At 62.6% G+C, this 23,501-nt stretch carries 22 protein-coding genes and 1 other RNA gene; 3 read left to right on the plus strand and 20 right to left on the minus strand.

The window, feature by feature from the left end; genetic code table 11:
- From VGH98_21250 to VGH98_21330, 17 genes are all read right to left on the minus strand, one after another.
- A partial coding sequence (locus VGH98_21250) for a GTPase domain-containing protein (GenBank protein HEY2378521.1) occupies positions 1-605 on the minus strand: 605 nt, incomplete at its 3' end.
- A 14-nt stretch (positions 606-619) separates the two neighbouring features.
- The gene (locus VGH98_21255) at positions 620-1,105 is read right to left on the minus strand and encodes a roadblock/LC7 domain-containing protein (GenBank protein ID HEY2378522.1); all 486 of its coding nucleotides are present in this window, start codon (positions 1,103-1,105) and stop codon (positions 620-622) included.
- Between the two features lie 303 nt (positions 1,106-1,408).
- Entirely contained in the window at positions 1,409-1,996 is a 588-nt protein-coding gene (recR, locus tag VGH98_21260) for a recombination mediator RecR (GenBank protein ID HEY2378523.1), read from the minus strand.
- A gap of 13 nt (positions 1,997-2,009) precedes the next feature.
- The gene (locus VGH98_21265) at positions 2,010-2,333 is read right to left on the minus strand and encodes a YbaB/EbfC family nucleoid-associated protein (GenBank protein HEY2378524.1); all 324 of its coding nucleotides are present in this window, start codon (positions 2,331-2,333) and stop codon (positions 2,010-2,012) included.
- Between the two features lie 90 nt (positions 2,334-2,423).
- The gene (gene dnaX, locus VGH98_21270; GenBank protein ID HEY2378525.1) at positions 2,424-4,187 is read right to left on the minus strand and encodes a DNA polymerase III subunit gamma/tau; all 1,764 of its coding nucleotides are present in this window, start codon (positions 4,185-4,187) and stop codon (positions 2,424-2,426) included.
- A 116-nt stretch (positions 4,188-4,303) separates the two neighbouring features.
- Positions 4,304-4,400: signal recognition particle sRNA small type (gene ffs / locus VGH98_21275), an RNA gene on the minus strand.
- Positions 4,401-4,541: 141 nt separating this feature from the next.
- On the minus strand, positions 4,542-4,808 hold the full coding sequence (locus VGH98_21280; GenBank protein HEY2378526.1) for a hypothetical protein: 267 nt from the start codon (positions 4,806-4,808) through the stop codon (positions 4,542-4,544).
- 90 nt (positions 4,809-4,898) lie between these two features.
- Positions 4,899-5,882 carry a YihY/virulence factor BrkB family protein gene (locus tag VGH98_21285; GenBank protein HEY2378527.1) on the minus strand — a complete coding sequence of 328 codons (984 nt, stop codon included), beginning with the start codon at positions 5,880-5,882 and terminating at the stop codon, positions 4,899-4,901.
- On the minus strand, positions 5,879-6,379 hold the full coding sequence (locus VGH98_21290) for a YtxH domain-containing protein (protein ID HEY2378528.1): 501 nt from the start codon (positions 6,377-6,379) through the stop codon (positions 5,879-5,881). The genes VGH98_21285 and VGH98_21290 overlap by 4 nt, the downstream gene beginning before the upstream one ends.
- A 24-nt stretch (positions 6,380-6,403) precedes the next feature.
- Positions 6,404-7,888 carry a sigma-54 dependent transcriptional regulator gene (locus tag VGH98_21295; protein ID HEY2378529.1) on the minus strand — a complete coding sequence of 495 codons (1,485 nt, stop codon included), beginning with the start codon at positions 7,886-7,888 and terminating at the stop codon, positions 6,404-6,406.
- Positions 7,885-8,559, minus strand: coding sequence for a hypothetical protein (locus VGH98_21300; GenBank protein HEY2378530.1), 675 nt, complete (start codon positions 8,557-8,559; stop codon positions 7,885-7,887). Before VGH98_21300 ends, VGH98_21295 begins: the two co-directional genes overlap by 4 nt.
- Positions 8,560-8,579: 20 nt before the next feature.
- Complete coding sequence (locus VGH98_21305; GenBank protein HEY2378531.1) at positions 8,580-9,980, minus strand: class II fructose-bisphosphate aldolase; 1,401 nt, start codon at positions 9,978-9,980, stop codon at positions 8,580-8,582.
- Between the two features lie 97 nt (positions 9,981-10,077).
- On the minus strand, positions 10,078-11,466 hold the full coding sequence (locus VGH98_21310) for a glucose-6-phosphate isomerase (protein HEY2378532.1): 1,389 nt from the start codon (positions 11,464-11,466) through the stop codon (positions 10,078-10,080).
- A gap of 16 nt (positions 11,467-11,482) precedes the next feature.
- Positions 11,483-12,259 carry an MBL fold metallo-hydrolase gene (locus VGH98_21315; protein HEY2378533.1) on the minus strand — a complete coding sequence of 259 codons (777 nt, stop codon included), beginning with the start codon at positions 12,257-12,259 and terminating at the stop codon, positions 11,483-11,485.
- A 75-nt stretch (positions 12,260-12,334) separates the two neighbouring features.
- Positions 12,335-13,738, minus strand: coding sequence for a pyruvate kinase (gene pyk / locus VGH98_21320; protein HEY2378534.1), 1,404 nt, complete (start codon positions 13,736-13,738; stop codon positions 12,335-12,337).
- Positions 13,739-13,765: 27 nt separating this feature from the next.
- Positions 13,766-14,914 (minus strand): transaldolase, encoded by a 1,149-nt coding sequence (gene tal / locus VGH98_21325; protein HEY2378535.1) that lies wholly within the window; start codon positions 14,912-14,914, stop codon positions 13,766-13,768.
- A 45-nt stretch (positions 14,915-14,959) separates the two neighbouring features.
- The gene (locus VGH98_21330; protein ID HEY2378536.1) at positions 14,960-16,240 is read right to left on the minus strand and encodes a PQQ-dependent sugar dehydrogenase; all 1,281 of its coding nucleotides are present in this window, start codon (positions 16,238-16,240) and stop codon (positions 14,960-14,962) included.
- Positions 16,241-16,440: 200 nt separating this feature from the next.
- Here VGH98_21330 and VGH98_21335 point away from each other — a divergent pair, with 200 nt between their 5' ends.
- From VGH98_21335 to VGH98_21345, 3 genes are all read left to right on the plus strand, one after another.
- The gene (locus VGH98_21335; GenBank protein HEY2378537.1) at positions 16,441-17,286 is read left to right on the plus strand and encodes a DUF4097 family beta strand repeat-containing protein; all 846 of its coding nucleotides are present in this window, start codon (positions 16,441-16,443) and stop codon (positions 17,284-17,286) included.
- A gap of 73 nt (positions 17,287-17,359) precedes the next feature.
- The gene (locus VGH98_21340) at positions 17,360-17,776 is read left to right on the plus strand and encodes a hypothetical protein (GenBank protein ID HEY2378538.1); all 417 of its coding nucleotides are present in this window, start codon (positions 17,360-17,362) and stop codon (positions 17,774-17,776) included.
- Positions 17,777-17,778: 2 nt separating this feature from the next.
- Positions 17,779-18,174, plus strand: a complete 396-nt coding sequence (locus VGH98_21345; protein HEY2378539.1) for a hypothetical protein — start codon at positions 17,779-17,781, stop codon at positions 18,172-18,174.
- 7 nt (positions 18,175-18,181) lie between these two features.
- On the opposite strand, the gene VGH98_21350 is transcribed toward VGH98_21345, so the two are convergent.
- The 3 genes from VGH98_21350 to VGH98_21360 all read right to left on the minus strand — a co-directional run bounded on the left by VGH98_21350 (position 18,182) and on the right by VGH98_21360 (position 23,402).
- On the minus strand, positions 18,182-18,649 hold the full coding sequence (locus tag VGH98_21350) for a hypothetical protein (protein HEY2378540.1): 468 nt from the start codon (positions 18,647-18,649) through the stop codon (positions 18,182-18,184).
- An 84-nt stretch (positions 18,650-18,733) separates the two neighbouring features.
- Positions 18,734-20,089 (minus strand): SusD/RagB family nutrient-binding outer membrane lipoprotein, encoded by a 1,356-nt coding sequence (locus VGH98_21355; GenBank protein ID HEY2378541.1) that lies wholly within the window; start codon positions 20,087-20,089, stop codon positions 18,734-18,736.
- 16 nt (positions 20,090-20,105) lie between these two features.
- Complete coding sequence (locus VGH98_21360) at positions 20,106-23,402, minus strand: SusC/RagA family TonB-linked outer membrane protein (GenBank protein HEY2378542.1); 3,297 nt, start codon at positions 23,400-23,402, stop codon at positions 20,106-20,108.
- Between the last annotated feature and the right edge of the window lie 99 nt (positions 23,403-23,501).

The raw sequence follows: 23,501 nt of genomic DNA on the forward strand, positions 1-23,501 counted from the left end.
ACCGCCTCGAAGTACTGCGCGCGCTCGATCCATTCGCCGGTAGCCAGCTGTTCGACCAGGTTCTCGCCGGCGTGATACGGATCGGGCGTGACCCGCATTTTCGCCGAATCGGCGACTTCCCAACCAGGATTCAGCGCCGCCTGAAGATCTCGGATCGGCGACGCATTGGGCAGATCACGTTTGTTGTACTGAATCACGAACGGCATCTTCGTGAGGTCGTAACCGTACTCGGCCATGTTGTCATAGAGGTTCTGCATGGCCTCCTGATTCGCTTCCATGCGCTCGATCTGCGAATCGGCGACAAACACGATGCCGTCGACGCCCTTGAGAATCAACTTGCGGCTCGCGTTGTAGTAAACCTGACCGGGAACCGTATAAAGGTGAAAGCGTGTCTTGAATCCGCGAATGGTGCCGAGATCGACAGGTAGGAAATCAAAGAACAGCGTCCGTTCGGTCTCCGTCGCGAGCGAGATGAGCTTTCCTCTCGTGTCGGGTGAGACTTTTCCGTAGACGTGCTCGAGGTTCGTGGTCTTGCCGCCGAGGCCCGGCCCGTAATACACGATTTTGCAGTTGATCTCGCGCGAGGCGTAATTGATCATCGACATGCTGTCATTCTCCCTTACTGAAACAGCTTGTCGATCTCGTCGTCCGCGCCGGCGAGAATGTTGGGTTGCGAGCCGTCGCGGCCTGCGCGCTTGAATACTTCCTCGAACAGTTTCGAGAGCTCGTCCACCGTCGCCTTCATCTTGAGCCGTACGAGGCCTAACGTCGTGCGATTGTCGAACAGGACGACGAGAATGACGCGTCGCGCAACATCGGCGAGGTACATCGATTCCTTCTCGCCCTGGTGAAAGAGCGAGTTGAAATCGTTCTCGCCGATCAACTTGGCGAGTTGATCGTTGGCACTGAAGTCGGCGGCGGTGAGGGTCGCGAACGCTGTCGGATCGAACTTGGGTTGTTCCCCGACGGTGGCGACGAGCTGGCCTGTTCTATCCACCAGCAATGCGCAACGGGCATTGCTGTCGAATAGAAATCGCTCGAGCGATTTGGTTATGGCACCGAAGTCATCCTCGGTGAACGACCAGCTTCCTGCGCCAACGGGCATTTCGTCCCTGTCGTCGGTAAGCTCAAGTAAGATTCGCCTGCATGCGCCTTAACAGCCGCTGAGCACGACGGCGCAACAACGGCCGTCGCTCCCAACTCACGTACTCCGTGAGCAGGCGCGCCGTATCGACGCTGGGGTGCCCGCCGATGTAGCCCAGTGCCGCCAATCGGCGGACGGGGTTCCGGCTAAACAAGTCACGGCGGCTCTGCCGGATTTGGGTGCTCCAAACCAGCAGGCCGATAATAAGACCGCCGAGGAACCCGGCGGTCACCGCTTTGGCGTCTTCCCACTCGGACCGACCCCTCACATGCTCCTCCTTGCAGCCAGGGCCTGCGCAATTGTTACCCCGTCGGCGTACTCGAGGTCGCCGCCCACGGGGAGCCCGCGCGCAATTCGCGATATGGTGATCGGTCGTGAGGCGAGTTGACGTTGAACGTAGAGGGCCGTGGCTTCGCCTTCGAGACTCGGGTTTGTCGCGATGATCACCTCCTTGATCTCGTTCGTCGCAACGCGACGAACGAGTTCGTCGATTTGCAGATTCTCCGGACCGATACCGTCGAGCGGTGAGAGCCGACCACCAAGCACGTGGTACAGCCCACGGAATTCGCCAGCGCGCTCGATGGCGCCGATGTCCGATGCCTCCTCGACAACGCAGATCAGAGACGGGTCACGGCGCGGATCGCTGCAGATCGCGCACAACTCGCCCTCAGTCAGGTTGAAACAGCGTTCGCAAGGGTGAACGCGCTCGCTCAACGTCGCGAGTGCGTCGGCCAGGCGGCGACTCTGCTCAGCAGGCTGCCTGAGCAAATGATAGGTGAGCCGCAGCGCCGTCTTGCGGCCAATGCCTGGTAGCTTGGCGAGCTCGGAAGCGAGATCGTCGATGGCGGACAAAGGGGACCTTTGCCTAGCCTCCAAATGGAAGCTTGAAGGGCAGATTCAGTCCGCCCGTCAGCTTGCCCATCTCCGCCTGCGCCTGATCCTGGGCCTTCTTCTGCGCATCCGCGAGCGCAACGACGATCAGATCCTCGAGCATTTCAGGATCGGATGCGTTGATCACGGACGGATCGAGCTTGATGCGACGAATCTGGCCAGTGCCACTCACCTCGGCGCTGACTAGGCCACCACCGGCGGTACCGGTTATGGTGAGCTGCTGAAGATCTTCCTGGATCTTCTGGAATTTGCCCTGCATCTCCTGCGCTTGCTGCAGGATTTTCATGAAGTCGCGCATGTGGCAGAAGGGGCTAGAGTCCAGAGGCTAGAGCCTAGAGAATTGTTCGAGGTATGCTAGCCCCTAACTCCCTAGTCCCTAGCCCCTCTCTCAGTCGATCACATCCAAATCCAACGCATCGATCGCGGCGCCGAGAGTGGGATCGCGGCGTCGCAGTGCATTCAATCGATCACTGCGGACCATTTCATCGGTGACGCGCGCCGGAGCGACGGCGGCACGCTGGGGATCCTGACGCAGGCGCACCGCACGGGCATCGGGGAATCGTTGACGAACCGCCGCGACGATATCCGCGCGGCCCGATTCGACGGCGGCGGCAAGGTATTCGTGCGACGCATCGAGCTCGATCGTTACGTCGCCGGACGCGGTGACGGTAATCGGCAGCGCATGTTGGAGAGCCGAGGCAAGCATGCGCTTCCCATCGCTGCGGAGCCACGCCACAATCTCGTCCCATCCGCCGGCGAGTCGTGCGACGTCGAGGGGCTCGCGCACCACGCCTAACGGCGAAGCCTGGACGCTCGTCGCTACAGGTGCGACATCGGCAAGCGACGTCGCCGGCTTTGTGAGAACCGGACGCTCGTCAGGCACACCACGGGACGACCGCGCTGTCGGCGGCTCGCCGGCTGGCTTTGGCGCCGAGTCCCGTGAGGGTCGTCTCACGGCACCGGGCGCGGGGCTCACGACCGGGCGGCGCGCAGGCGCTGCCGGTGATTCGCCTCCCTCGCCGCTCAGGCCGCGCAGCAGATCCTCGATTTCCACAGTGCGATCCAGGAGCGCGAAACGAACCAGCAGCGTCTCGACGAGCAATTGCTGCTGGCCGCTCTTGCGGAAGCGCGGTTCCAGCTCGCCAATGGCCGATAGCATTCGCAGCAGGTCCGCAGCGGACCAACGTGCGCGACGCTCGACCAATTGTTCGCGCACCCGCTCGGGAAGCTCGGGAGGATCACCACCGAGCAGAATCGCGAGCTGCGCGCGAAGCATATCGGCGAGTCCGCTCAGAAAGAGCGCGAAGTCGATTCCTGAATCGGCGAGTCGTCCAACGAAGGTGAAGACATCCCCCGCGCGCCGATTGAGGATGAGATCGAGCAGGCCGAGAAACTCATCTTCGGGCACCAAACCCAACGCATCGCGAACACGCTCGGCCGTCACCCGACCGTCACCCATCGCGAGCACTTGATCGGTGAGGCTCAGCGCATCACGCATCGATCCGTCGGCAGCGCGCGCGATGGTGGCGAGCGCTTGCGGTTCGGCCTCGATCGCCTCATGAGCGAGAACGGTCATGAGTCGATCCTTGATTTCGCCGGGCCCAATGCGCTTGAAATCGAAGCGCTGGAGACGGCTCAATACCGGCGCCGCCGACTGGGCGATCTTCTGCGGCTCCGTGGTGGCGAAGACAAAGACGACACGCGGCGGCGGCTCCTCGAGAATCTTGAGAAGCGCGTTCCATGCCTCACGAGTGAGCATGTGCGCTTCGTCGACGATGTAGACCTTGTAACGCTGGTCGCCGGAGGGCGCGTACATCGCACGCTCACGCAACTCGCGTGCGTCATCGACGCCGCGATTCGACGCGGCATCGATTTCGACGACGTCGAGACTCGAGGCGCCGCTCCAGATTCGCTCGCAGGACGTACAGACGCCGCACGGCTCGCCGTCTTCGCCGCGATGTTCGCAGTTGAGCGCCATCGCGAGCACGCGCGCGAGGGTGGTCTTGCCGACGCCGCGCGGGCCGCAGAGGAGATAGCCGTGCGCGACGCGACCGCGCGCAATCGCCCCCTTCAGCGTCGCCGATACGTGTGACTGTACGGCGACGTCACTGAAGCGCTTCGGGCGGTATTTGCGAGCGAGAGCGAGGGCCATGGGCGTGGGGCGTAGAGCGTGCGGGGAGCCTGGGCGGAATTTACTCCGCGACACGAAGCCCAAGCAAAAAAACTCGCGCGGGGATGTCGCTCAGTGAGCAATCATCCCCGCGCGAATGCCCCAGGCCGACCGAAGCGACAGGAGACACTTCATGCCGCTGCTACCTTCGGGGTCCTGACGGAGTTAGAAGGCTCTCGCCCTCCGGGACCTGGGACCTTGGGAATATAGCGGGAGTTTCCGGTGGCTGGAAGTTGTGGCTGGTGGTTGGTGGTTGGTGGTTGGTGGTTGGTAGCTCGTATCGAATCACCAATCGCCAACAACCAATTCACCAACGACCAACGACCAACGACCAATTCACGGCTTGATGACCGGCTTCGAGATCTCCGTCTTCCTGCTGCCGATCACGGGCCTCTTGACGATCAACGTTTCTTCCTTCACGCCGATCGATGGTGTCGTCACCGTGTCCTTCACCGTGCCCACGCTCGGCAAATGCAGCGTGTCGTTCTTCACTTTCACATCGATTTCGCCAGGCCGCTCGATGACGAGCTTGCCGTCATCCGTCCGCTTGCACGCGGCGACGAAGCCCAGAGTGGTCAGAGCGAGAAAGGCTATGGTCCGCATGGTCATTCTCCGTCGGAGGGAAGGCTCACCTCGCTAGGAGGCAACCTTTGGACCACGATCGACCTGCCGAGTGGTGGGGACTCCAGCCCCTCAGCTGAACACTTCACGCTGAAGACGTCGCATCCGTCGAAGCTCGTACACCTGACCAACCTCGCCACCCAGGATGAAGATCAGAGCGGCGTAGTAGGTCCAGAAAACGATCACGACAATCGCGGTCAGCGTACCTGTGTAGAGGGAACCGGGATTGAACGTGCGGACGTATGCGCTGAAGATCCACCGTGCCGACTCGAAGAGCGCGCTCGTGAACAGTGCCGCCGTCCACGCGCTGCGCCAGCGCACGCGGCGAACGGGTAGGTACTTGTAGAGCGAGAAAAACATCCACGCGATGAACACGAAAGCGAGCGCGCGTCCCGTCCAGTATTCCAGCCCGCCCATGACATCGTGACGCAAGCCGAGGCGGCCGAGGAGCTGGACGCCGCTGCGTGTCACGATCGAGAGATACGTGTTGAGGGCCGTGCTCGCGACGAAGAGCAGCGTCGCCACAATCGTGAGCTGGATGTCGAACAGTTTACCCTGGATGATGCCGCGTTCGTGCTCGATATCGAACACGTCGGCGAGCACGGTACGCAACGAGCCGAAGAGGCGCGTGGAAAACCAGATGAAGCCGATGGCGCCGTAGATCGTGAACGACTTCCGCGTGCGCAGAATATCAGTCACGAGTTTGTGAATCGGCGACGTCGGGGACTCTTCGTGCGCCGGCAGGAGCCGATCGATGAAGAACGACACCGCGCCCGACGAATCGACCTGGCCGCGATACAGAATCGGCAGCAGGTACGTCACGCCCGCGATGAGGAGTAGAAAAAACGGTACGGCCGCGAGCAGAATGTTGAATGCAATTCCGCCAGCGAGGAATAGCACGTTATCCTCCGAGGCGTTGTCCCAGACCCGTTTCGCGTAGTCACGAAACGTCCAGGCGAAGCTGACGATGGCGGGCCGCTTGCGCGATCTTGCGCTGGCCCGTGACGCGCGCGGTGAGGGCGTGCCCGCGTCAGCGGGAACGCCAGCGCTGCTCACGCGTCCTCTGTCTCCTCGTCCGTCCGCGGCGCGGTGGCCGTCGCCTTCGACCGGCGCGCCGACATCGAACGGGGCGGTGGCGCAGCATCGGCGCCTGCCTGATACGACGCCTTCGTCTCGGCAATCCGGCGCTCCAGCTCCTCACGCGCCTGGTGCGCGGCAGCGCGTCCCGCCTCCATCGCGCGATGCACCTGCTCCTTCTTCACCTCGATTGCCTCACGAGCAGAGTCGATGCGTTCCTCGACGCGCCGGCGCGCATCCCGAAACGTGTCGACGACCGTGTCGGTGACGTCGTTCGCCACGTGTCGCGCCGCGCGCTGCGCGCGTCGTGCGCGACGCTGCAGGCCATGTCGCGTTTGCGCGCCGCTCTGCGGAGCAAGGAGCAACGCCAGCCCCGCGCCAATCGCTAGCCCGACGAAGAACGAGCTCAGTGTTCCCGACTGCTTCTCGATGATGACGTATGGTTCGTCTTCATCGAAGTCGTACGACCGCGACATGAGTGATCTCGCGCTGGTGATCGTTTACTTCTTCTTCGGCGGTTTGCCTTTCGCTGCGCCGCGAGCTGCGGCGATAGTGTCATTCTTCCGCGCGATTCGTGCCTCGGCATCGGAAGATGACGCTCCATTGTCGGACCCACCCATGTCGAGCAGCGCGAGGACCTCGCGGCGCACCTCATCGACCGAAAGGCCGACAAGTTTTGCCGTGCGCGCGACATCTCCATCCGCCGACGCGAATGTCTTGAGAATGAGCTGACGCCGGGCATCGGCGACCGTTGTCTGCCCAACCGGAATCGTCAGCGCCGAGGGCTCCGGCGCCGAGCGCAGATGACGCTGCATCATGTCGCCAAGTGCAATCTTGTCGCCGCGCGACATGATGACGCCGCGCTGCACGGCGTTCTTCAATTCACGCACGTTGCCTGGCCACGCGAATGAGTGAATCCACTCCCATGCGTCATCGGTGAAGTTCACGATGTTCTTGCCGTTCTGCGACGACTCGCGCGCAAGGAATTCCTTGGCCAGCAGTTGAATGTCGTCGGCGCGCTCGCGCAACGGCGGCAGATAGATCTCAACGACGGCGAGTCGATAGTACAGATCCTCGCGCAGCTCGCCCTCGCTGAGTGCCTTTTGCAGATCCTTGTTCGTGGCCGCCACAACGCGAATGTCGACCAGAATTTCTTTCTTCCCGCCGAGTCGTCGGACCATTCGCGACTCGAGAGCGCGCAGCAGCTTCACCTGAATGTCCGTCGCCATTTCGGCGACTTCGTCGAGGAAGAGCGTGCCACCGCTCGCCATCTCGAACGCCCCAGGCTTCTCGTTCGTCGAACCCGTGAACGCGCCTTTCTCGTGGCCGAACAACTCGTTCTCGAGAATCTCTTTCGGGAGCGCCGCGCAGTTGAGCGCGAAAAACGGCCCCTTGGAGCGTTCGCTCTTCTGGTGGATGGCGCGAGCCACCAGCTCTTTGCCCGTTCCCGACTCACCGAGGATCAGCACGCTGGCGCTCGACGTCGCGACGGCGTCGATCACGTTGTACACGCTACGCATCGATTCCGATTGACCCGTGAGCTCGCCATAATGCGTGAGCCCCTCGAGCTTCGCGGTCAACTCGCGATTCTTCTCCTGCAACGCGAACTGATCGAGCAGCTTCGGAATCTGCGCTTTGAGCTTATTGAGTCGCTCGGTGTTTAGCGGCTTCTCAATGTAGTCGACTGCGCCCTGCTTGATCGCCTCGATCGCGAGCTCGGTCGATCCCTGACCCGTAATCATGATGAACTCGGTGGGGATCTTTCGTTCGCGAATGGCCTTGAGCAGTGCAATGCCGTCGAGCTTGGGCATCTTCAAATCGGCGAGCACGACACCGAACTTCTCGCTCGCCAGGCGGTCGAGCGCCTTCTGCCCGTCCTCGGCGATCTCGATGCCGTAGCCTTCGTCGCCAAGTATCGCGCCGAGGCCGGTCGTAATGGCCTTCTCGTCGTCCGCGATGAGAATTTTTGCATTTGCGTGCTTCATGCTCTCTCGTGTGTGCGCGTACGTGCCGATGTCGTCGCCGCGCGCGGAAATGTCAACGACATGCTCTGCCCTTCACCGTGCACGCGGATGCCCGCCGCGTCAGCCGCTGCCGACACCTCGCTCGAGACCTCGAGCGGACCCTCGGCGTCAGCGGATTCGATGTGCACGACTATCTCCTGGCCAACGTCCACCTTCCAACGAATGTCCCCCTTGCGCGCAAGCGCGGCGAGTAGCGCCGCGCCAAGAACGAGCCGCACGACATTTCCACTGGCTCGAACGGCTCCGGAGACCACCTCGCGTGAGGCGCCTTCGATGCGCAGCGAGCCGCCATCGGCACTTGCTGACGGAGACAACAGCGACGCGAAGCAATGCATCGTCTCGCCGATCTCGAGCGGATCACGTGGGGCACGAGCGAGCGTGAGCAGTGCCTCGGACATTCCAACAACGGCATCGAGCTGGTCGGCCGCCGATGATGCGAATGACGCAACCGACGCGGCCGCCGCATCGGAACGCGACGATCGCGATCGGACGACTTCCAGGTTGACGGCGACGCCGTTCAGCGCGCCCTTGAGCTCGTGCGCCGTGCGCGCGCTAATCTGCTGCAGTACGTCGAGCCAGAGCTCGTCGACCGATCGCGTCAACGGTGGATTGCTTTGTGCTGCGCTCGTCACGTCCTTCTCCACACCAAGGCTTATTCGCCAGCGTCCGCGTCGTCAGGCGCCGCCGCAACGCCCACTGTCGCTTCGCTGGGCGCGGGTCGGTGCTGCACGGGAGCGTTCACGTACCGCGCAACCGCGGCAGCCGTTCCCGTAACAGCAAGCTGCTCGAAGAGAAATCCGAACTTCTCGTCATAGGCGCTCGCGAGACGTGCCTTTGCATCGTCCGGCAAATCCCAGAATTTCTTTTTGAATGGGCCGAGCGCCTTCTTGCGCGTCTTGTAGAAAAACTGTTCATCCGAGTCGGACGGCTTCCGCTCGTCTTTCGCGTTCACCCGCAGCCAGTTGTAGATCTCGTCGCGCAACGCGGCCGGCAGATGATCGAAGAGCATGTTCTGGAAGTTGGTCGCGAGGTGAATCTCCGCCGTCTCACGCTTCGGGAAATTATGAAACGCCGAATCGGGCAGCGTTGACGCGCCGTGTTGCACCGCACCGGCCAGGCCATACTCGTCACGCGCGACCCTCGACAAGCGCTCGAGCGTGTCGAGATCGAGCTTGACATCGGCAATGGAGCCATCGGCGAGAACGACACCACCGTGCGACGTTCCGGATTGGACCGAGATCTTCGAGACGCCCGCCTTCCCGCGAGGGAGATTTCGCAACAGCCCGTCCATGTACGCCCGCAGCTCCTCGACCGTGCTGTTGTGCGAGCCAACCTCGCCGATCTCGCCACCGACGGAAATCGTCACGTCCTCCGGCTCGACCTCTCGAACCGTCTCGAGAATATCGATTCCAACTTCGTAATTGAGCTTTTGTTGCTGGTCCAGATCGGGCTTCGAGATATCGACGAGCGTCGACGTGTCGATATCGATGTTGTAGAAGCCGGCATGAATCGCCTCGCGAGCCAGCGCCTTCACCGCGTCGACCTCGGTGCGCGCATCGGCGGCGAACTTCTTCGCGTTCACCTGGAAGTGATCACCCTGAATGAACACCGGCCCGCGGAAACCCTCGCGCATTGCCGCGGCCAGCATCACGGCCACGTACTCGGCGGGTCGCTGATCCGTGTAGGCGATCTCCGACCGCGCGATCTCCAGCAGAAATGCTCCCGCTTTGAGACGAATCGCCGTCCGGAAGATCGAGCGCGCGGTGTCGTAGGCCATTCCGCGAACGTTGATCGCGGGAACGGTGAACCCGTGAACGTCGCCTCTTCCACGAGCCATGTAGAGCTCCTGGATGGAAGCGGGGCGAACGCCGACTGCTTGCCCAAGCTCCCAGATCAACCAGCGCGCCGAGTCGCGTTCCTCGGTGTCGCCGAACACGGCGAGGCGAGCAAGCTTGTCCATGCCTGGGCCGGCGAGTGCCGAGTCGCGCGCGACCTCGACACCCCCGTCGTGAACCGAAATAGATGAACCGAAGACAGAAAAAGCGGATGACAATGGGTCTGGGGCTAGGGACCAGGAGGGCCTAGGATTCAGAATTCAGAAGGTGTCAGAGCCTCCGAGGTGGTGCAAGGTGTCGACGATGCGACGAGGCTCAAATCGCGAACCGCTCGTCCGGCTTCGGGAGCATGTTCCATTCCCGTCGGGCTTGCTCGGCGTCCGCTCGACCGAGCATGGCGTACGTAAACTGCTTCCCCAGCTCGACGCCTGGCTGGTCGAGCGGATTGATGCCGTACAACTCACCGGCGTAGATCGTCGCGATTTCCAGGAACATGAACAGCGCACCGAGATTGTGCGCGTCTGCCCTGTCGACCTGTATCGTGAGGTTCGGCCGCCCGCGGCGAGCCAGCGCCCCTGCAGTCGCCCGGCGCTCGATGTCGAGCAGCTCGCCCAGACGATGTCCGCCAAGGTATCCAAGCTCCTTCACGTCCGAGTGCAGCTTCGGTATCTCGAGCTTGACAGGTTCTTCCTCAACGGCGATGAAGCTCACGGTCTTGTCGGGCGGGCCCTCCATGAAAAGCTGCACCTTGCTGTGCTGATCGGTCGCGCCGAGCGCAGCGAGAGGCGTTGGGCCGACGCCAGCATCTCCGGACGTCCGATGCTTGCCGAGGCTCTCCGCCCAGAGCTGGACGAACCAGTCGGCGATATCGCGGAGCGGATCCGAGTACGGCATCAACACGTGGATGTGACGCCCCAGCTTCGTGTCCGCGAGGAACTGAAGCATCGCGAAAGTTCCAGACGGGTTTTTTGTGAGCGCGTCCGTCTCGCACCGCGTCGCGATCTCGACAGCGCCAGAGAGGAGCGCGGCGGTATCCATTCCGGTGAGCGCCGCCGGCAAAACGCCGACCGGTGTGAGCACACTGTAACGACCACCAACGTTCGGTGGGATGTCGAGCGCGGGAATGTTCTCCTGGCGCGCGATGGTGCGCAACGCACCCTTCTGCGGATCCGTGACGAAGACGAGATGGCGCGCCGTGTCTTTTCCGACTGCGCTCTGGAGACGTCCGCGCACGACGAGATACTGCGCCATCGTCTCCGCCGTGCCACCTGACTTGGAGATGACGATGAACAGCGCACGCGCGAGATCGAGACGATCGAGAAGCGCTGCAATCGTTCGCGGGTCCACGTTGTCGAGCACGTGAAGGCGAGGCCAACCACCGCGTTCATCTTTGGTGAGCGCGTTCCACTGCGGTTTGAGCAACGCGGTTCTCAGCGCGATTGGTCCCAGCGCGGAGCCACCGATGCCGAGGACGACGACGTCGTCGAATTGACCGCGAACCCGTTCCGCGAAATCGGTCGATTGGCGATGGAGCGCAGCATTCCCCGGCAAGTCCAGAAAGCCCAACTCGTCCGCCGAACGCCGGCGACGAAAGCCTTCGTTTGCTCGGGCGAAAGCCGCAGAGGCGTCACGCCAGTCGGCGGAGGAGATTCCGCCGGAGACGACGTCGGCCATGAAGTTGGTGTAGTCCAAGCGCAGAGTCATGGGTCAGGTGCAGGGGCTAGGCGATTCGTACCGTCAGTCCGTCGAATGCTGGGGCAACTCCTCTGGGAAGTTCGGCTTCGAGATCGGCGTGAAAGTTGTCGTGCGTCAGGTGAATGAGATACGTTCGCTCGGCACCGATCTCGTCAGCGACGCGCAACGATTCAGGAATGCTCAAGTGTGTCGGGTGTTCGGTGCGAAATAGGGCGTTGATCACGAGCACTTCGACGCCGCGAAAGCGTTCGAGCGCGTCACGCGGGACGCTCTTGGCATCGGTGATGTACGCCAGTGCGCCGATGCGATATGCAAAAACAGTGACGGGGCCGTGCGGAATCGGGACGGGGACGACTTCGACGTCGCCGACCATGAAAGGCCGGTTGGGCTCGATGGCGTGCGCGCGGCCCTCGGGCTTTGACGTCCCTGCGACGGGCCGGCGGTCATCGAAGATGTAGGCGAACTTGCGGCGAAGGCTGTCGAGCGTTTCCGCGGAGCCGTACATCGGGAGCGGCGCGTCACGTCGAACGGTGAAAGCGCGGAGGTCGTCAATGCCGTGTGTGTGGTCGGCGTGATCGTGCGTGAAGAGCACCGCATCGACGCGATCAATTCCTGCGGCGATCAACTGCAACCGCAGCTCCGGCGGCGTGTCGATGAGTATTCTCGTACCAACATCCGTTTCGACGAGCGCGCCCACGCGTGTGCGCTTGTCGCGCGGGTCCGGCGAGCGGCAGACGGCGCAGCCGCAGCCGAGCATGGGGACGCCGAAGCTGGTGCCGGTTCCGAGAAAGAGTAAGCGCATGGAGAAAAGGGCCTAGGGTTAGGGGCGAGGGGCTGGCTGACCCTACTCCCTAGACCCTGGCCGCTGCCTTCGATCTCACACGGTTTCCACTTTCATCATGTTCGTCGTCCCCGGCACATCGAACGGCACACCGGCGGTAACGATTACGCGATCACCCGTTCGCGCGAGTGCTCGTTTGCGGACAGCCTCGAGGGCGAGGCGAACCATCTGTTCGTACGTGTCACAGTGCGGCACGAGCTCCGGGACGACGCCCCATACGAGCGCGAGCTGCCGATAGGTGCGCGGTTGATCAGTGAGCACGAGAATGGGCACCGAAGGCCGCTGCGACGCAACCACGCGCGAGCTGAAGCCGCTCTTGGTGAACACGATGAGACACGGCGCGCGCAGCATGCGCGACGCCGCGTTGCAGGCTGCAGCGATCGCGAACTCCGTCGACATCGCCGTCTCGTCGCTCCGCTGGCCATCGCGCTCGAAGGTCGTTTCGTGCTTCTCGACCTCGGCGATGATGCGATTCATGGCTTCGACCGCGAGGCGAGGATACTGGCCAGCGGCCGTCTCGGCGGAGAGCATCACGGCGTCCGTGCCGTCGAGGATCGCGTTCGCGACGTCGCTGGCTTCGGCGCGCGTCGGGCGCGGATGCGTGATCATCGACTCGAGCATCTGCGTCGCTGTGATCACCGGACGCCCGAGCCGGTTGCACAATGAGATGATGCGCTTCTGTGCGAGCGGCACCTCCTCGAAGGGCAGCTCGACGCCAAGGTCGCCGCGCGCGACCATGACGCTGTCCGATGCGCGAATGATGCTCTCGATATTCTCGAGCGCGGAGTCTTTCTCGATCTTGGCGACGACGAGAATCTCACGCGGAATCATCGCTCTCAGCTCGGCGATGTCCTGGGCGCGGCGAACGAAACTCAAGGCGACGTAGTCGATCCCCTGCTCGGCGGCGAAGGCGACGTCTTCGCGGTCCTTGTCGGTGATGGACGGCGCGGAGACCGACACGCCAGGCAGATTGATCCCTTTGTGACTCGAGAGAACGCCGCCGTGGAGCACGCGCGCGGTAACGCGCGGCTTGGCGACGTCGAGTACCACGAGCTCCAGCAGGCCGTCGTTGATCAAGACGCGATCGCCGACGTGGACGTCCGTTGCGAGATTCTCGTACGTCACCGGAACCTCGCCACGCCTAACGGCACCCTCTGGCGCGAGCACGAGGTCCGAGCCATCGTCGAGGGAAAGCGGAGCGGCGAGCTCTCCGACGCGAATACGCGGACCCTGCAAGTCGCCGAGAATAGCAACCGGACGCTCCAGAGCCTGCGCCGTGTCGCGGACCAATTTGATGGTCGCGGCGTGCTGCTCGTGCGTGCTGTGCGAAAAATTGATGCGGGCGACACTGAGCCCGGCATCCATCAAGCTACGCAACGCTTCGGGCGAACAGCTCGACGGCCCGAGCGTGCAGACGATTTTCGTGCGGCAGAATGGCAAAATCGAGGGCGGTGCGGGAGGCGGTCGTTACCTCGAAGCGACGAGTTCGCGTCCAAGCGCCTTCGTCTTTTTCGCGAGTCCGGCGATGAGAGTGTCGAACGATTTCTGAAAGCTGGCAAGGCCGTCGACGAGCAATTTCTCCGTGACGTCATCGATGGAGATGCCGAGTTGCGCGAGATCGGCAATGACCCGTTCGGCACCCGGCACATCCTGATCGACCGTCTGTTTCACTTCACCGTGATCACGGAAGGCGTCGACGGTTGCCGGAGGCATGGTGTTCACCGTGTGCGGACCGATGAGCTGCTCGACATACATCACGTCACGGTATGCCGGATTCTTGGTGCTCGTACTCGCCCACAAGACGCGCTGAACACCCGCGCCCTTGTCCGCGAGCTTCTTCCAGCGCGGCGAGGAGAACTCCTTCTGGAAGATCTTGTAGGCGAGCTTCGCATTCGCGATCGCTGCCTTGCCTCGCAGCGCGTCGATCTTTTTGCGCTGGTCGGGCGTCGCACTCTTGGCCACCGCGTCGAGCCGCTTGTCGACTTCGGTATCGACGCGGCTGACGAAGAAACTGGCGACAGACGCGATGTTGTGAATGTCCTTCCCTGCCTTGACGCGGTCCTCGAGGCCAGCCAGGTACGCCTCGATGACGCGTCGATACGCGTCGAGCGAGAAGAGCAAGGTGATGTTGATGTTGATCCCACTCGCGATGAGCCGGCGCACCGCGTCCGCTCCCTCGACCGTGCCTGGGACTTTGACGAATGCGTTAGGCCTGTCAACGGTCGACCAGAGACGTGTCGCCTCGCTCACGGTCGCCTCCAACTCGTGCGCGGCGGTTGGCGAGACTTCGATCGAGACGTAGCCGTCGGCTCCCTTCTCTTTGTCGTAGACGGGCCGGAAGATGTCGCACGCGTCGCGCACGTCGGTCGTCGAGACGAGCTCGAACAATTCCATCGCCGTGAAGTCGCCCGGCGCGGTGCGGATCTGATCGTCGTACGCCGTCCCCTCCGCAAGCGCCTTCTCGAAGATGGTCGGATTCGACGTCATCCCGCTAACGACATCATCGCGGATGCGTCGGGCGAGCTCGCCGTTGCGCAGGATCGTTCGCTCGATGAAGTCGAGCCAAATGGAAACGCCGGCATCGTGCAGGCGTTGAAGGCGTTCGGAGACGGACATGGACGGCTCGTGAAAAGGGTACGAATGGAAAATAAAGCAAAGGGGCTACTGCCTCACCACCTTCCAAATCCGCCCGCCGTTGTCGTCCGTGATGTAGAGCGCGCCATCAGGGCCTTGAGCGAGACCAGTTGGACGACGATCGCCAGAGCCTGCCGTGGCGCGTTGGACCGTCAGGTTCGGTGCAAAGTTGTCCGGGAAGATCTCGTACGCACCGTCAGCGCGACCGTTTTTCAGTGGCTGGAAGACGATCTTGAACCCGGCCTGTGGCAGCGGAGCGCGATTCCACGAGCCGTGAAAGGCGATGAACGCTCCTTCGCGGTAATGCTCCGGGAACATCGACCCGGTATAGAACAGCAACCCGTTCGGTGCCCAGTGCGCCGGGAAGTAGGCCACGTCTCCCTTCTTGGTCTCGCAGCGTCCCACTTTGCTGCCGTCGCCGCCGTACTCGGGCGCGAGCACCTTTTTCTTCAGTTCCGGATCGAAGTAGCAATATGGCCAACCGAAGTCATCGCCGCGCTGAACGTGAAACAACTCTTCCGCCGGCTTCTCCGCCCCTTGCTCAGCATTGAAGAGCTTGGGCCAGTCGGCGCCGCCGCCGCCGAGCTGATCGCGGCCGTGTTGCATGACCCAGAGATCGCCGTCGTGCGGATTGATCGTGATCGCGACCGAATTGCGAATGCCACGCGCGAAGTGCTCGCCCTGCGCCTCGGTCTGATGCAACTTGCTCGCATCGAAACGCCAGATTCCCGCGCGAGTCTCGAGCTCGGTGCACGGATCGACGCCCGGCACCTCGAGCTTCCGATCTTCGCTCTGACAGGCATTCGTTCGCGAACCGATGTTGACGTACAGCGAGCCGTTGCGCGTGATCGTGAAGGTCTTGGCGCTGTGGCCTTGCGTCGGCAGCCCGGTGACGACCTCCTCTGCTTCACCAGTGGGCTCGAGCGAGCCCGTGGCCAAACGAGAGCGTCGAATGTCGGTGCCGTTCTCGGTGTAGAGATATCCGTCGAAGAGGGCGACCTCGGTGTCATCGCCGTTGCCGAATTTGTGTCGTTCGTCGGCGACACCGTCTCCGTCGCGGTCGCGCAACGACATCACTCCCCCACTCTTCAGGCCGACAAAGACGTCGCCGTTAGGCGTCACGAGGATGTGTCGAGGTCCGGGAACACCATCGGCGAAGACGCTCGCGCAGAAGCCTTTCGGCAGGGTGATGCCGCCGTTATCCGGCGCGCAGCGAGCCCTGCCGCGGACCGGGTGGGCGGCCTGGCCCTGCGCCAAAACCGGGAGCGTTGCCGCGATCAGCGTAAGAAGGGGGAATCGAATCCGCATGTGGTCTCCAAGCGCGCTTACGTCGGAAGGGGATCGGCGCGGAATATACCGGCGACGGGGCTGTCCAACCATCGAGGTCCCGAGAGTGTCTAGGAGAGTGAAGATCGAAACCGGTTTCAGGCAGGACTCGTCATTGATCGGCGAGCCCCCGGCCCATGCGTCACTCGTATTAGCAAACTCGTAATTGTGGAGGCCCCCCCATGCGCAGGATGTGGCTGATCTCCCGAGGCGTGCCGATGCTGATCGTCCTCAGCGCCGCGACTCCCGCTCCGTCGATCGCCCAGCGATCAGCGCGCGACCCGAGTGCGGCCGGCGACGACTGGCTCGATCGCTGCCGTGACGGGCGAAACGGAAACGGCGACCGAGAGCGTTTCTGCGAGGTCCGCGACCGAAGGCTTTCGCCATCCCGGACGCTGGACATAGACGGGGAGCAGAACGGCAGCGTGAGCGTGCACGGGTGGGATCGATCGGAGGTCTACGTCCTCGCGAAGATTCAAACGGACGGCGACGACATGGACGAAGCGAGGGATATCGCCTCTCGGATCACGATCGACGCAGACGGAGGGCGGATTCGCGCGGAAGGTCCCTCGATGCGGGGAAACCGGTCGTGGTCGGTGAGCTTCGAGGTCTGGGCGCCGCGACAGACGGACATTCGTGCCTCCACGCAGAATGGCGGCGTCAGCGTCGACAATCTGGATGCGCGGCTCGAGCTCAGCGCCGTGAATGGTGGCCTTACACTCCGGGGAATCTCTGGCACCGTTCGCGGAGAGACGACAAATGGGCCGCTGAACGTCGACCTCGACGGTGATCGGTGGCGAGGCGAGGGACTGGATCTGCGCACGACGAACGGGCCGGTGAATCTCCAGATTCCCGACGGATACTCGGCGCGGCTGGAGACGGGAACCACGAACGGGGGGATGCGAATTGATTTCCCGGTCACGTTGCAGGGTGTCATTGGGCGGCGCATTACGACGACCCTCGGCAATGGAGGTGCGTCGATCCGCGCAGTGACGACGAACGGGCCGGTGGAGGTTCGCCGCAAATAGCGCGTCGAAACAAAGCTCTTGACCGGCCCGCTTCCCCGTCGCTACGTGTTTCGCATCCGCGTCAGGGAACTGGATGAAAAAAGTGGCGAAGCATCGTGAAGTCGGACGTCGCACTCGCTGGCGTGCGTGGGCGATTGCCTCGCTCATGCTCGTCGCATCATCGAGCTGCTTCAAGCGCTCGCTGATGCCGGACGATGAGCCGGACACCATCACGGTCACGATCTCGAACAACAATCCGCTGGACATAACCGTGTACGCGGTGAACCAGAGCATGCGCATTCGCCTCGGCACTGTGACGACGGCGTCGACGCAGCACTTCACGCTCGCGCTGCACCAGATCAGCCCGACGGGCGAGTTGCAGCTCATGGCCGATCCGGTCGGCACGTCGCGGACACTGACGTCAGAAGCGATCCACGTCTCGGGGGGCCAGGAAGTGGAGTGGATGCTTCAGGCGAACCTCCGGCAGTCGTCGCTCGTCATTCGGAGCTGACCATGCGCCTACGAGGATCGCGGTGGCTCGCCGTCGTCACGACTATTGCGTGCCTAACGGTTGGCGCGTGCCACCATGGCGTGGGCCAGGAAGCAGCCGAGACAGGCTACAATGGCGAGGTCACGCTGCGCGTCGTCAATCACAGCTATCTCGATGTGACCGTGTATCTGCAGCAGGGGACGCGGCGCGACCGCATCGGAACGGCGACGGCGACGACGACCACCGAGTTTCGTGTCGCGCTGCGACGCTTAACGAGCGGCGGTGATTACCGGCTCTTGGGTGACCCGATCGGCTCGCGTCAGGCCGTTCGCAGCGAATCGCTCCACGCGCAGGATGGCGACGTCGTGATCTGGACGTTGGAGGATGATCTCGCGCGCTCGTTCGTCGAGGTGCGCTGAGCTCTATCTATTTGCCGCCCTGAGGGCCACCAGGCGTCCCGCCTGGTACAGTCGCGCCGCCGCCGCCCGCGAATGCCTCCGCGATGCCGATGAGCGCACCGGTCGTGAGCGCACCAAAGAGGAATGTCCGTCCGCGCGAAAACTGCTTCGTCGCGACTCCAGTGATCAACACGCGCGGCACGGCGAGGCGCTCACCCCGCCACTCCATCTGCGAGCCGTCGCGCCGGTCGGTCTGTGTCACGCTGAGTAAATACACATCATCCGAATCCCGGATAAAGCGACCGTCCAGGGACGCGATCTGCGGCCCCACCTGTGCCGCGAGCACGACGGCGCCGGAATCACTCAGCGTCAAGTGCACCTCTCGATCGGTGAGTGACGCATCCGACCTGGCCGGCACATAGGCGTAGCAAGCGGCCGAGGCCACGAGCCCCGTCAACGTCAAGGCGCGAGTCAATCGACGAGACACGACCGGCATTTACGCGGATTAAAGGATTCTCAGAAAGATACGGGGCGGGAGAGCAACAGGCCCTCCCGCCCCGCGAGAGTTGAAAAATCTTTACTACGGCGGACAGGCCGCTGGGTCGTTCGCATTGCGGAACGTGAAGAGATTCTGCGAGTCGCTCGACGGCGTGTTGGAGTTCGTTTGTTCCTCGGTCTGACCGTAGAAGAGTCGCCCCGGTATCGCCGGCTTCGAGCGCGCCGGATGCATCAGCGGCAGGCACGTTCGCTTGTAATCGTTCCACGACTCGATGTTCTGGAACAGCGCGATGTATTTCTCGTTCATGATGTCGGCGAGCGTCGGTGCGGCAATCGCGCCCTTGCCGTATTCCGCGCGCACCGTATTGAGGAAGGGCGCCGCCGCCGCCGATCCCGTGAGGACGAACGTCGCCTCGGCCATGATGAGTTGATTCTCATCATATGTGATGAGCGGCTGCGCGAAGCTTTCGTTGTCCGTGCGGCCGGAGCCGATGATAGGAGAGATGTCTGGCACCTGTGTCGCTGCGGTCGTGACGTTGTACCCCCCATAGACGCCATTCGGATCCTTGGCGAAGTATTGCGGCAAGCGCTGATCGCCTTGCGCGTTCATGAGGTCGACGAGAGTCGAACCGGCAACGAGATCGTTGCCGAACGACGTCGTCTGGAACTGCGCCCACATGTTCCGCTCGGACGTGGCCGACGAATGCTGCGTCTTCCAATCGTTGGCCGGCGCCGAGATACCGAGTTGCGCCTCGGTCAGTGCCTGCGAATACTGCGTGTTGCCGAGCTTCTCGACCTGGTGCAGGTAGATGCGCGCTTTCAGCGTGTGCGCCGCCTGCGTCCATTTCACCTTGTCGCCGTTGTACACCAGATCGTATGTCCCCGGCCCCGTCCCGCCCGCACCCATGTCCGCGATCGCCTTGTCGAGCAATGCGAGCAGATTGGTGTAGATGGTCATCTGCGCGTCGAACTTCGGCGTCGTCGACGTCCCGACGGCATCGCTGTACGGCACGTCGCCCCAGATGTCCGTGGCGAACATCATGTTCATCACCTCGAGCACCTCGGAGATGCCCAGGTACAGCTTGTCACTCGCTGCAAGCGCTTCGACGCGCTTTATCTGGTTCAGACCGCCGCCGTCGTAGATCGAGGAGAACGAACCGTCGAAGCTGCCGGCGCTGATGCTGTAGACGCCCTGCTGATCGACGAAGCGGCCATTGACGCCCGCGCACTGCTGCATCCATTCGCAGACGATCATGGCCACTGGGCCTTCCTGCTGACCGAAGATGTTGGCCTCGACGCCAACGAAAAGCTGGTTGACGTTTGCCGCCGTGGGGTTGTTCGGATCGGCGACCGATTTCGGCGCGTCGAGAAACTTCGAACAGGCGGCGAGCCCCACGGACAGCCCCAGGGCCGCCGAGACAATTCGCATATATCGCATCGTATGCTCCTTGTAGTTAGCGGTTGAGACCGATGGTGATGACGAACGAGCGAGTGAGCGGCAGGTTGAAGTAGTCCGCCGCGCCAATCTGCTCATACGGTCCGGCGACGTTCGTCTCCGGATCGAGGCCGGTATACTTGGTCCACGTATGCAGGTTGCGACCGGAGAGGCGGACGTCGACGCTCGACATGCCTAACGTGCGGCCCACCCACGGCTGATCGAACGTGTAGGCGACCGACAACTCACGCAGCTTTACAAAGCCGGAGTTCTCCAGGCAGGGCTCGTCGATGCCGGTGAACGGACAGGCCGCGATATTGCTCGCGAAGTACCAGTTATAGCCGATCGGGATCTTCTGGCCAGCACCGGGACCCGTCACCGGACCCGCGTACCAGTTGGCGTCGCCAAATGCCCGGAGATTACCCGTGCAATCGCTGTTGTTTGGACCAGTGCACACCGCACGGATTTCGGTGTCCTTGTGCGTTCCATAGCTCCACAACGCGCCCTTGGTGCCGTTCCACATCAGGCCACCGTGACGGATGTCGACGAGCGCCGACAACTCGAATTTGTGGAAACGGAAGCTCGTGTGCGCGTTGCCAGTCCACTTCGGGTTCGGATCGCCGAGGATTCGCAAGTTCGTATCCTCGCACGGCATCCCAGGATCGGGACTGCAGTTGCTGCCGTCGTCGATATAGAGCGTGCCCTTCGGTTTTCCCGAGCATACCGCGGAGAGATCGACTCCGGGGATTACGTCATTCGGGCTGATACCGCAGCGTACCCAGCCTTCTCCACGAATGACTCCTAACGGGTACCCGACCTGAGCGACCGTACCAACGAACGCCGAACCAGTGAAGAGGAACTGCGCGCCGGCGATGTTCTGCACGAGCGACTGGTTCCGTCCCCAGCCGAGACCGATGTCCCATGCGTAGTTCGGGCGGGTGAGTGGTCGCAAATTCAGCGACAGCTCGGTCCCGCTGTTTCGGAATTGGCCGGCGTTCTTCGCCTCACTCGAAAAGCCCGTCGATGGCGCAATGGGCGTGATGAGAATGACGTCACTCGTCTTCGAGCTGTACCAGGTGGCGCTGACGTCGGCCTTCTCGCCCCAGAAGCCAACGTCGAAGCCGCCCTCGAGCTCCTTCGTCCGCTCGGGATGCAGCGAGGTTGCCGGCTTGGTGAAGTTGACGAACAGACCACCGCGACCGCTCTGCGTCGGCGTGAAACCGGTGCCCTGCGCGATGCCGCCGACGAGGTTCGTGCCGCTGAACGTCTGCGACGTGAGGTACGGCTGCGGCTCGTTGCCCGCCTCGCCGTACGAGAGACGCAGCTTGCCGAAGGTGAGCCCCTTCGGCTTGTACGCGTTCGTAAACGTCCACGCCGCGCTCGCTTTCGGGAACAGCGCCGAGCGGTTCTGTCGTCCGAAGGTCGTCGAACCGTCGTCACGGATGGCGCCCGTGAGATAAAGCTGGCTGAACATGTCGAACGTGGCCTGTCCGAAATACGACGCGTTGTGAATCTCCGTCTGGTAATCGCTCGGCGGGTCACGCGAGAGCGTGTTCAGAATGCTGAACGGCTGCGGCGCGATGAGTCCGCGGCCGACGACGGAGAAGCTGCGATAGTTCCGGGCGTTCAGGTTCTGCCCCACCGTGAACGTTCCGCCGAACGCGTCACTGAGGTGATACTGCGCCGTCGCGGTGAGGTTGTGGTCGATCTGGTAGTTCACGACCTTGCCTTCCGTGATGCGGCCGCCCGCGGCGACGTCGGAACACTCCGCCGGACACCCCTCGAGACGCTCGTCGTTCGAGTAGTCGGCGCCGAGAGTGTAGTCGAACTTGAGCCAGCTATTCGCGATATAGTCGGCGTTGACGTTGCCGAACGAGCGCGCCGCCTGCATCTGGTTCAGCTCTTCGTACAGCGTGTAGAACGGATTATTGAAGATTCGTGTCTCGCCAGCCGTGGACGGATCGGGATCCGGCACCATGTACGAGCGGTGCAAACCCGTCACTGGGTCGAGCCAGGGCAGGTTGTTGAAATCGGGCGGTGTGCGGAACAACCCAAGCAGAAGGCCGTTGACGTTGTTGCCGCGCTGCGTCAGGTGGCCGCGCGTGTCCGCATACGAGAAGTTGCCGCCGAGCGTAAATCCGTCGGTGAGCTTGTGATTCGCGTTGAGGCGAACGGTCGAACGGTCGAAGTAGTTGTTCGGACCGACGAAGACGCCATGATTGATGTTCGAGCTTCCGGAGAGGAAGAATGTCGTGCGCTCGTTGCCGCCAGACACGTTGACCGTGTTGTCGCCGACGTGACCGCTGGTGAATGCCTCAGTGGCGTGATCGTACGACGGACCCGTGATCTGCGGCCCCCAGCTTCGCGTATAGAGCGATGCCTGGTTGAAGCGGCCCTGTCCCCACGTGCGCTGGAGCGGGTACGTGCGAGAGACCTCGTCGTCGGAGTACGAGCTTTTCAGGCCGTAGCGCGTTGCGCCCGCGTGACCCTTCTTCGTCGTGATGAGAATGACGCCGTTCGCCGCACGCGCTCCATAGATCGCCGCGGCCGCCGCGCCCTTCAGAATCTCGACGTTTTCGATGTCACTCGGGTTGATGTCGATCATCCGGTTCGGCGCCGAAGTTCCCTCGAACTCGCCGCCGTTGTCCTGACCACCGACGCCACCGCCACCCGCGTCGATCGGGTTGAAGTTCGTCGTCGACGTCGTCGAGTTGTCGACGGGCACGCCGTCCACAACGAAGAGTGGTTGCGTATTGCCGTTGAGCGTTCGCAAACCACGAATCTGAATCTTCGACGCGGCACCGGGATCTCCGGCTTCCTGCGACACGACGACGTTAGGCGCCTTGCCGGCCAACGCCTGCACGACGTTCGACTCGTTGGACTTCTGCACGAGCTCCGCCGACACCTGGTTGCGTACGTTGCCGAGCTTCTCGACTTCCGTCTGCGTGCCGGCGCCGGTGACGACGACTTCACCCAGTTGCAGTGGATTCGCCTCGAGAAGGAAATCCTGAGTGACCGAACCGGGGACGATTGTGACCCGCGCGAGCTTTGGCTTGTAGCCGACGCGCCGGGCGCTGAGCGTCACGGATTGCCCGGCGACGCGAGCACCGGGAATCGTGAGCGAGTACCGTCCATCGTCTCGCGTGAGAGTACCGATGCCCAACTCGGGGATCGTGATGGTCACAGCCGAAAGCGGCGCTCCGGCGTCACCAGTTGCTCGTCCGGTGATCGTTGACGTTTGCTGCGCGATTGCCAACGCGGGACTGAGAAGCAACACACCTACCAGAGCAGACCAACGGCGTTTCGTCGCTGCCATGCTTTCCTCCAGCGGTTGTCGTGATGGGACGACCAGCCGACTGTCTTCGCGCCCCTCGAAGAGGGCGTGCGCGCAGTCTTGTGTTCACGAGCGCGAGAA

This window comes from Gemmatimonadaceae bacterium (assembly GCA_036496605.1).
Classification (GTDB): domain Bacteria; phylum Gemmatimonadota; class Gemmatimonadetes; order Gemmatimonadales; family Gemmatimonadaceae; genus AG2.

Coding starts and splice junctions, on each gene's coding strand:
- VGH98_21355 (HEY2378541.1), bottom strand. CDS start 20,089: ATGCGATATATGCGAATTGTCTCGGCGGCCCTGGGGCTGTCCGTGGGG.
- VGH98_21360 (HEY2378542.1), bottom strand. CDS start 23,402: ATGGCAGCGACGAAACGCCGTTGGTCTGCTCTGGTAGGTGTGTTGCTT.
- VGH98_21255 (HEY2378522.1), bottom strand. CDS start 1,105: ATGCCCGTTGGCGCAGGAAGCTGGTCGTTCACCGAGGATGACTTCGGT.
- tal (HEY2378535.1), bottom strand. CDS start 14,914: ATGTCCGTCTCCGAACGCCTTCAACGCCTGCACGATGCCGGCGTTTCC.
- VGH98_21290 (HEY2378528.1), bottom strand. CDS start 6,379: ATGTCGCGGTCGTACGACTTCGATGAAGACGAACCATACGTCATCATC.
- VGH98_21315 (HEY2378533.1), bottom strand. CDS start 12,259: ATGCGCTTACTCTTTCTCGGAACCGGCACCAGCTTCGGCGTCCCCATG.
- dnaX (HEY2378525.1), bottom strand. CDS start 4,187: ATGGCCCTCGCTCTCGCTCGCAAATACCGCCCGAAGCGCTTCAGTGAC.
- VGH98_21350 (HEY2378540.1), bottom strand. CDS start 18,649: ATGCCGGTCGTGTCTCGTCGATTGACTCGCGCCTTGACGTTGACGGGG.
- VGH98_21280 (HEY2378526.1), bottom strand. CDS start 4,808: ATGCGGACCATAGCCTTTCTCGCTCTGACCACTCTGGGCTTCGTCGCC.
- VGH98_21265 (HEY2378524.1), bottom strand. CDS start 2,333: ATGCGCGACTTCATGAAAATCCTGCAGCAAGCGCAGGAGATGCAGGGC.
- VGH98_21310 (HEY2378532.1), bottom strand. CDS start 11,466: ATGACTCTGCGCTTGGACTACACCAACTTCATGGCCGACGTCGTCTCC.
- VGH98_21335 (HEY2378537.1), top strand. CDS start 16,441: ATGCGCAGGATGTGGCTGATCTCCCGAGGCGTGCCGATGCTGATCGTC.
- VGH98_21295 (HEY2378529.1), bottom strand. CDS start 7,888: ATGAAGCACGCAAATGCAAAAATTCTCATCGCGGACGACGAGAAGGCC.
- VGH98_21345 (HEY2378539.1), top strand. CDS start 17,779: ATGCGCCTACGAGGATCGCGGTGGCTCGCCGTCGTCACGACTATTGCG.
- VGH98_21340 (HEY2378538.1), top strand. CDS start 17,360: ATGAAAAAAGTGGCGAAGCATCGTGAAGTCGGACGTCGCACTCGCTGG.
- VGH98_21330 (HEY2378536.1), bottom strand. CDS start 16,240: ATGCGGATTCGATTCCCCCTTCTTACGCTGATCGCGGCAACGCTCCCG.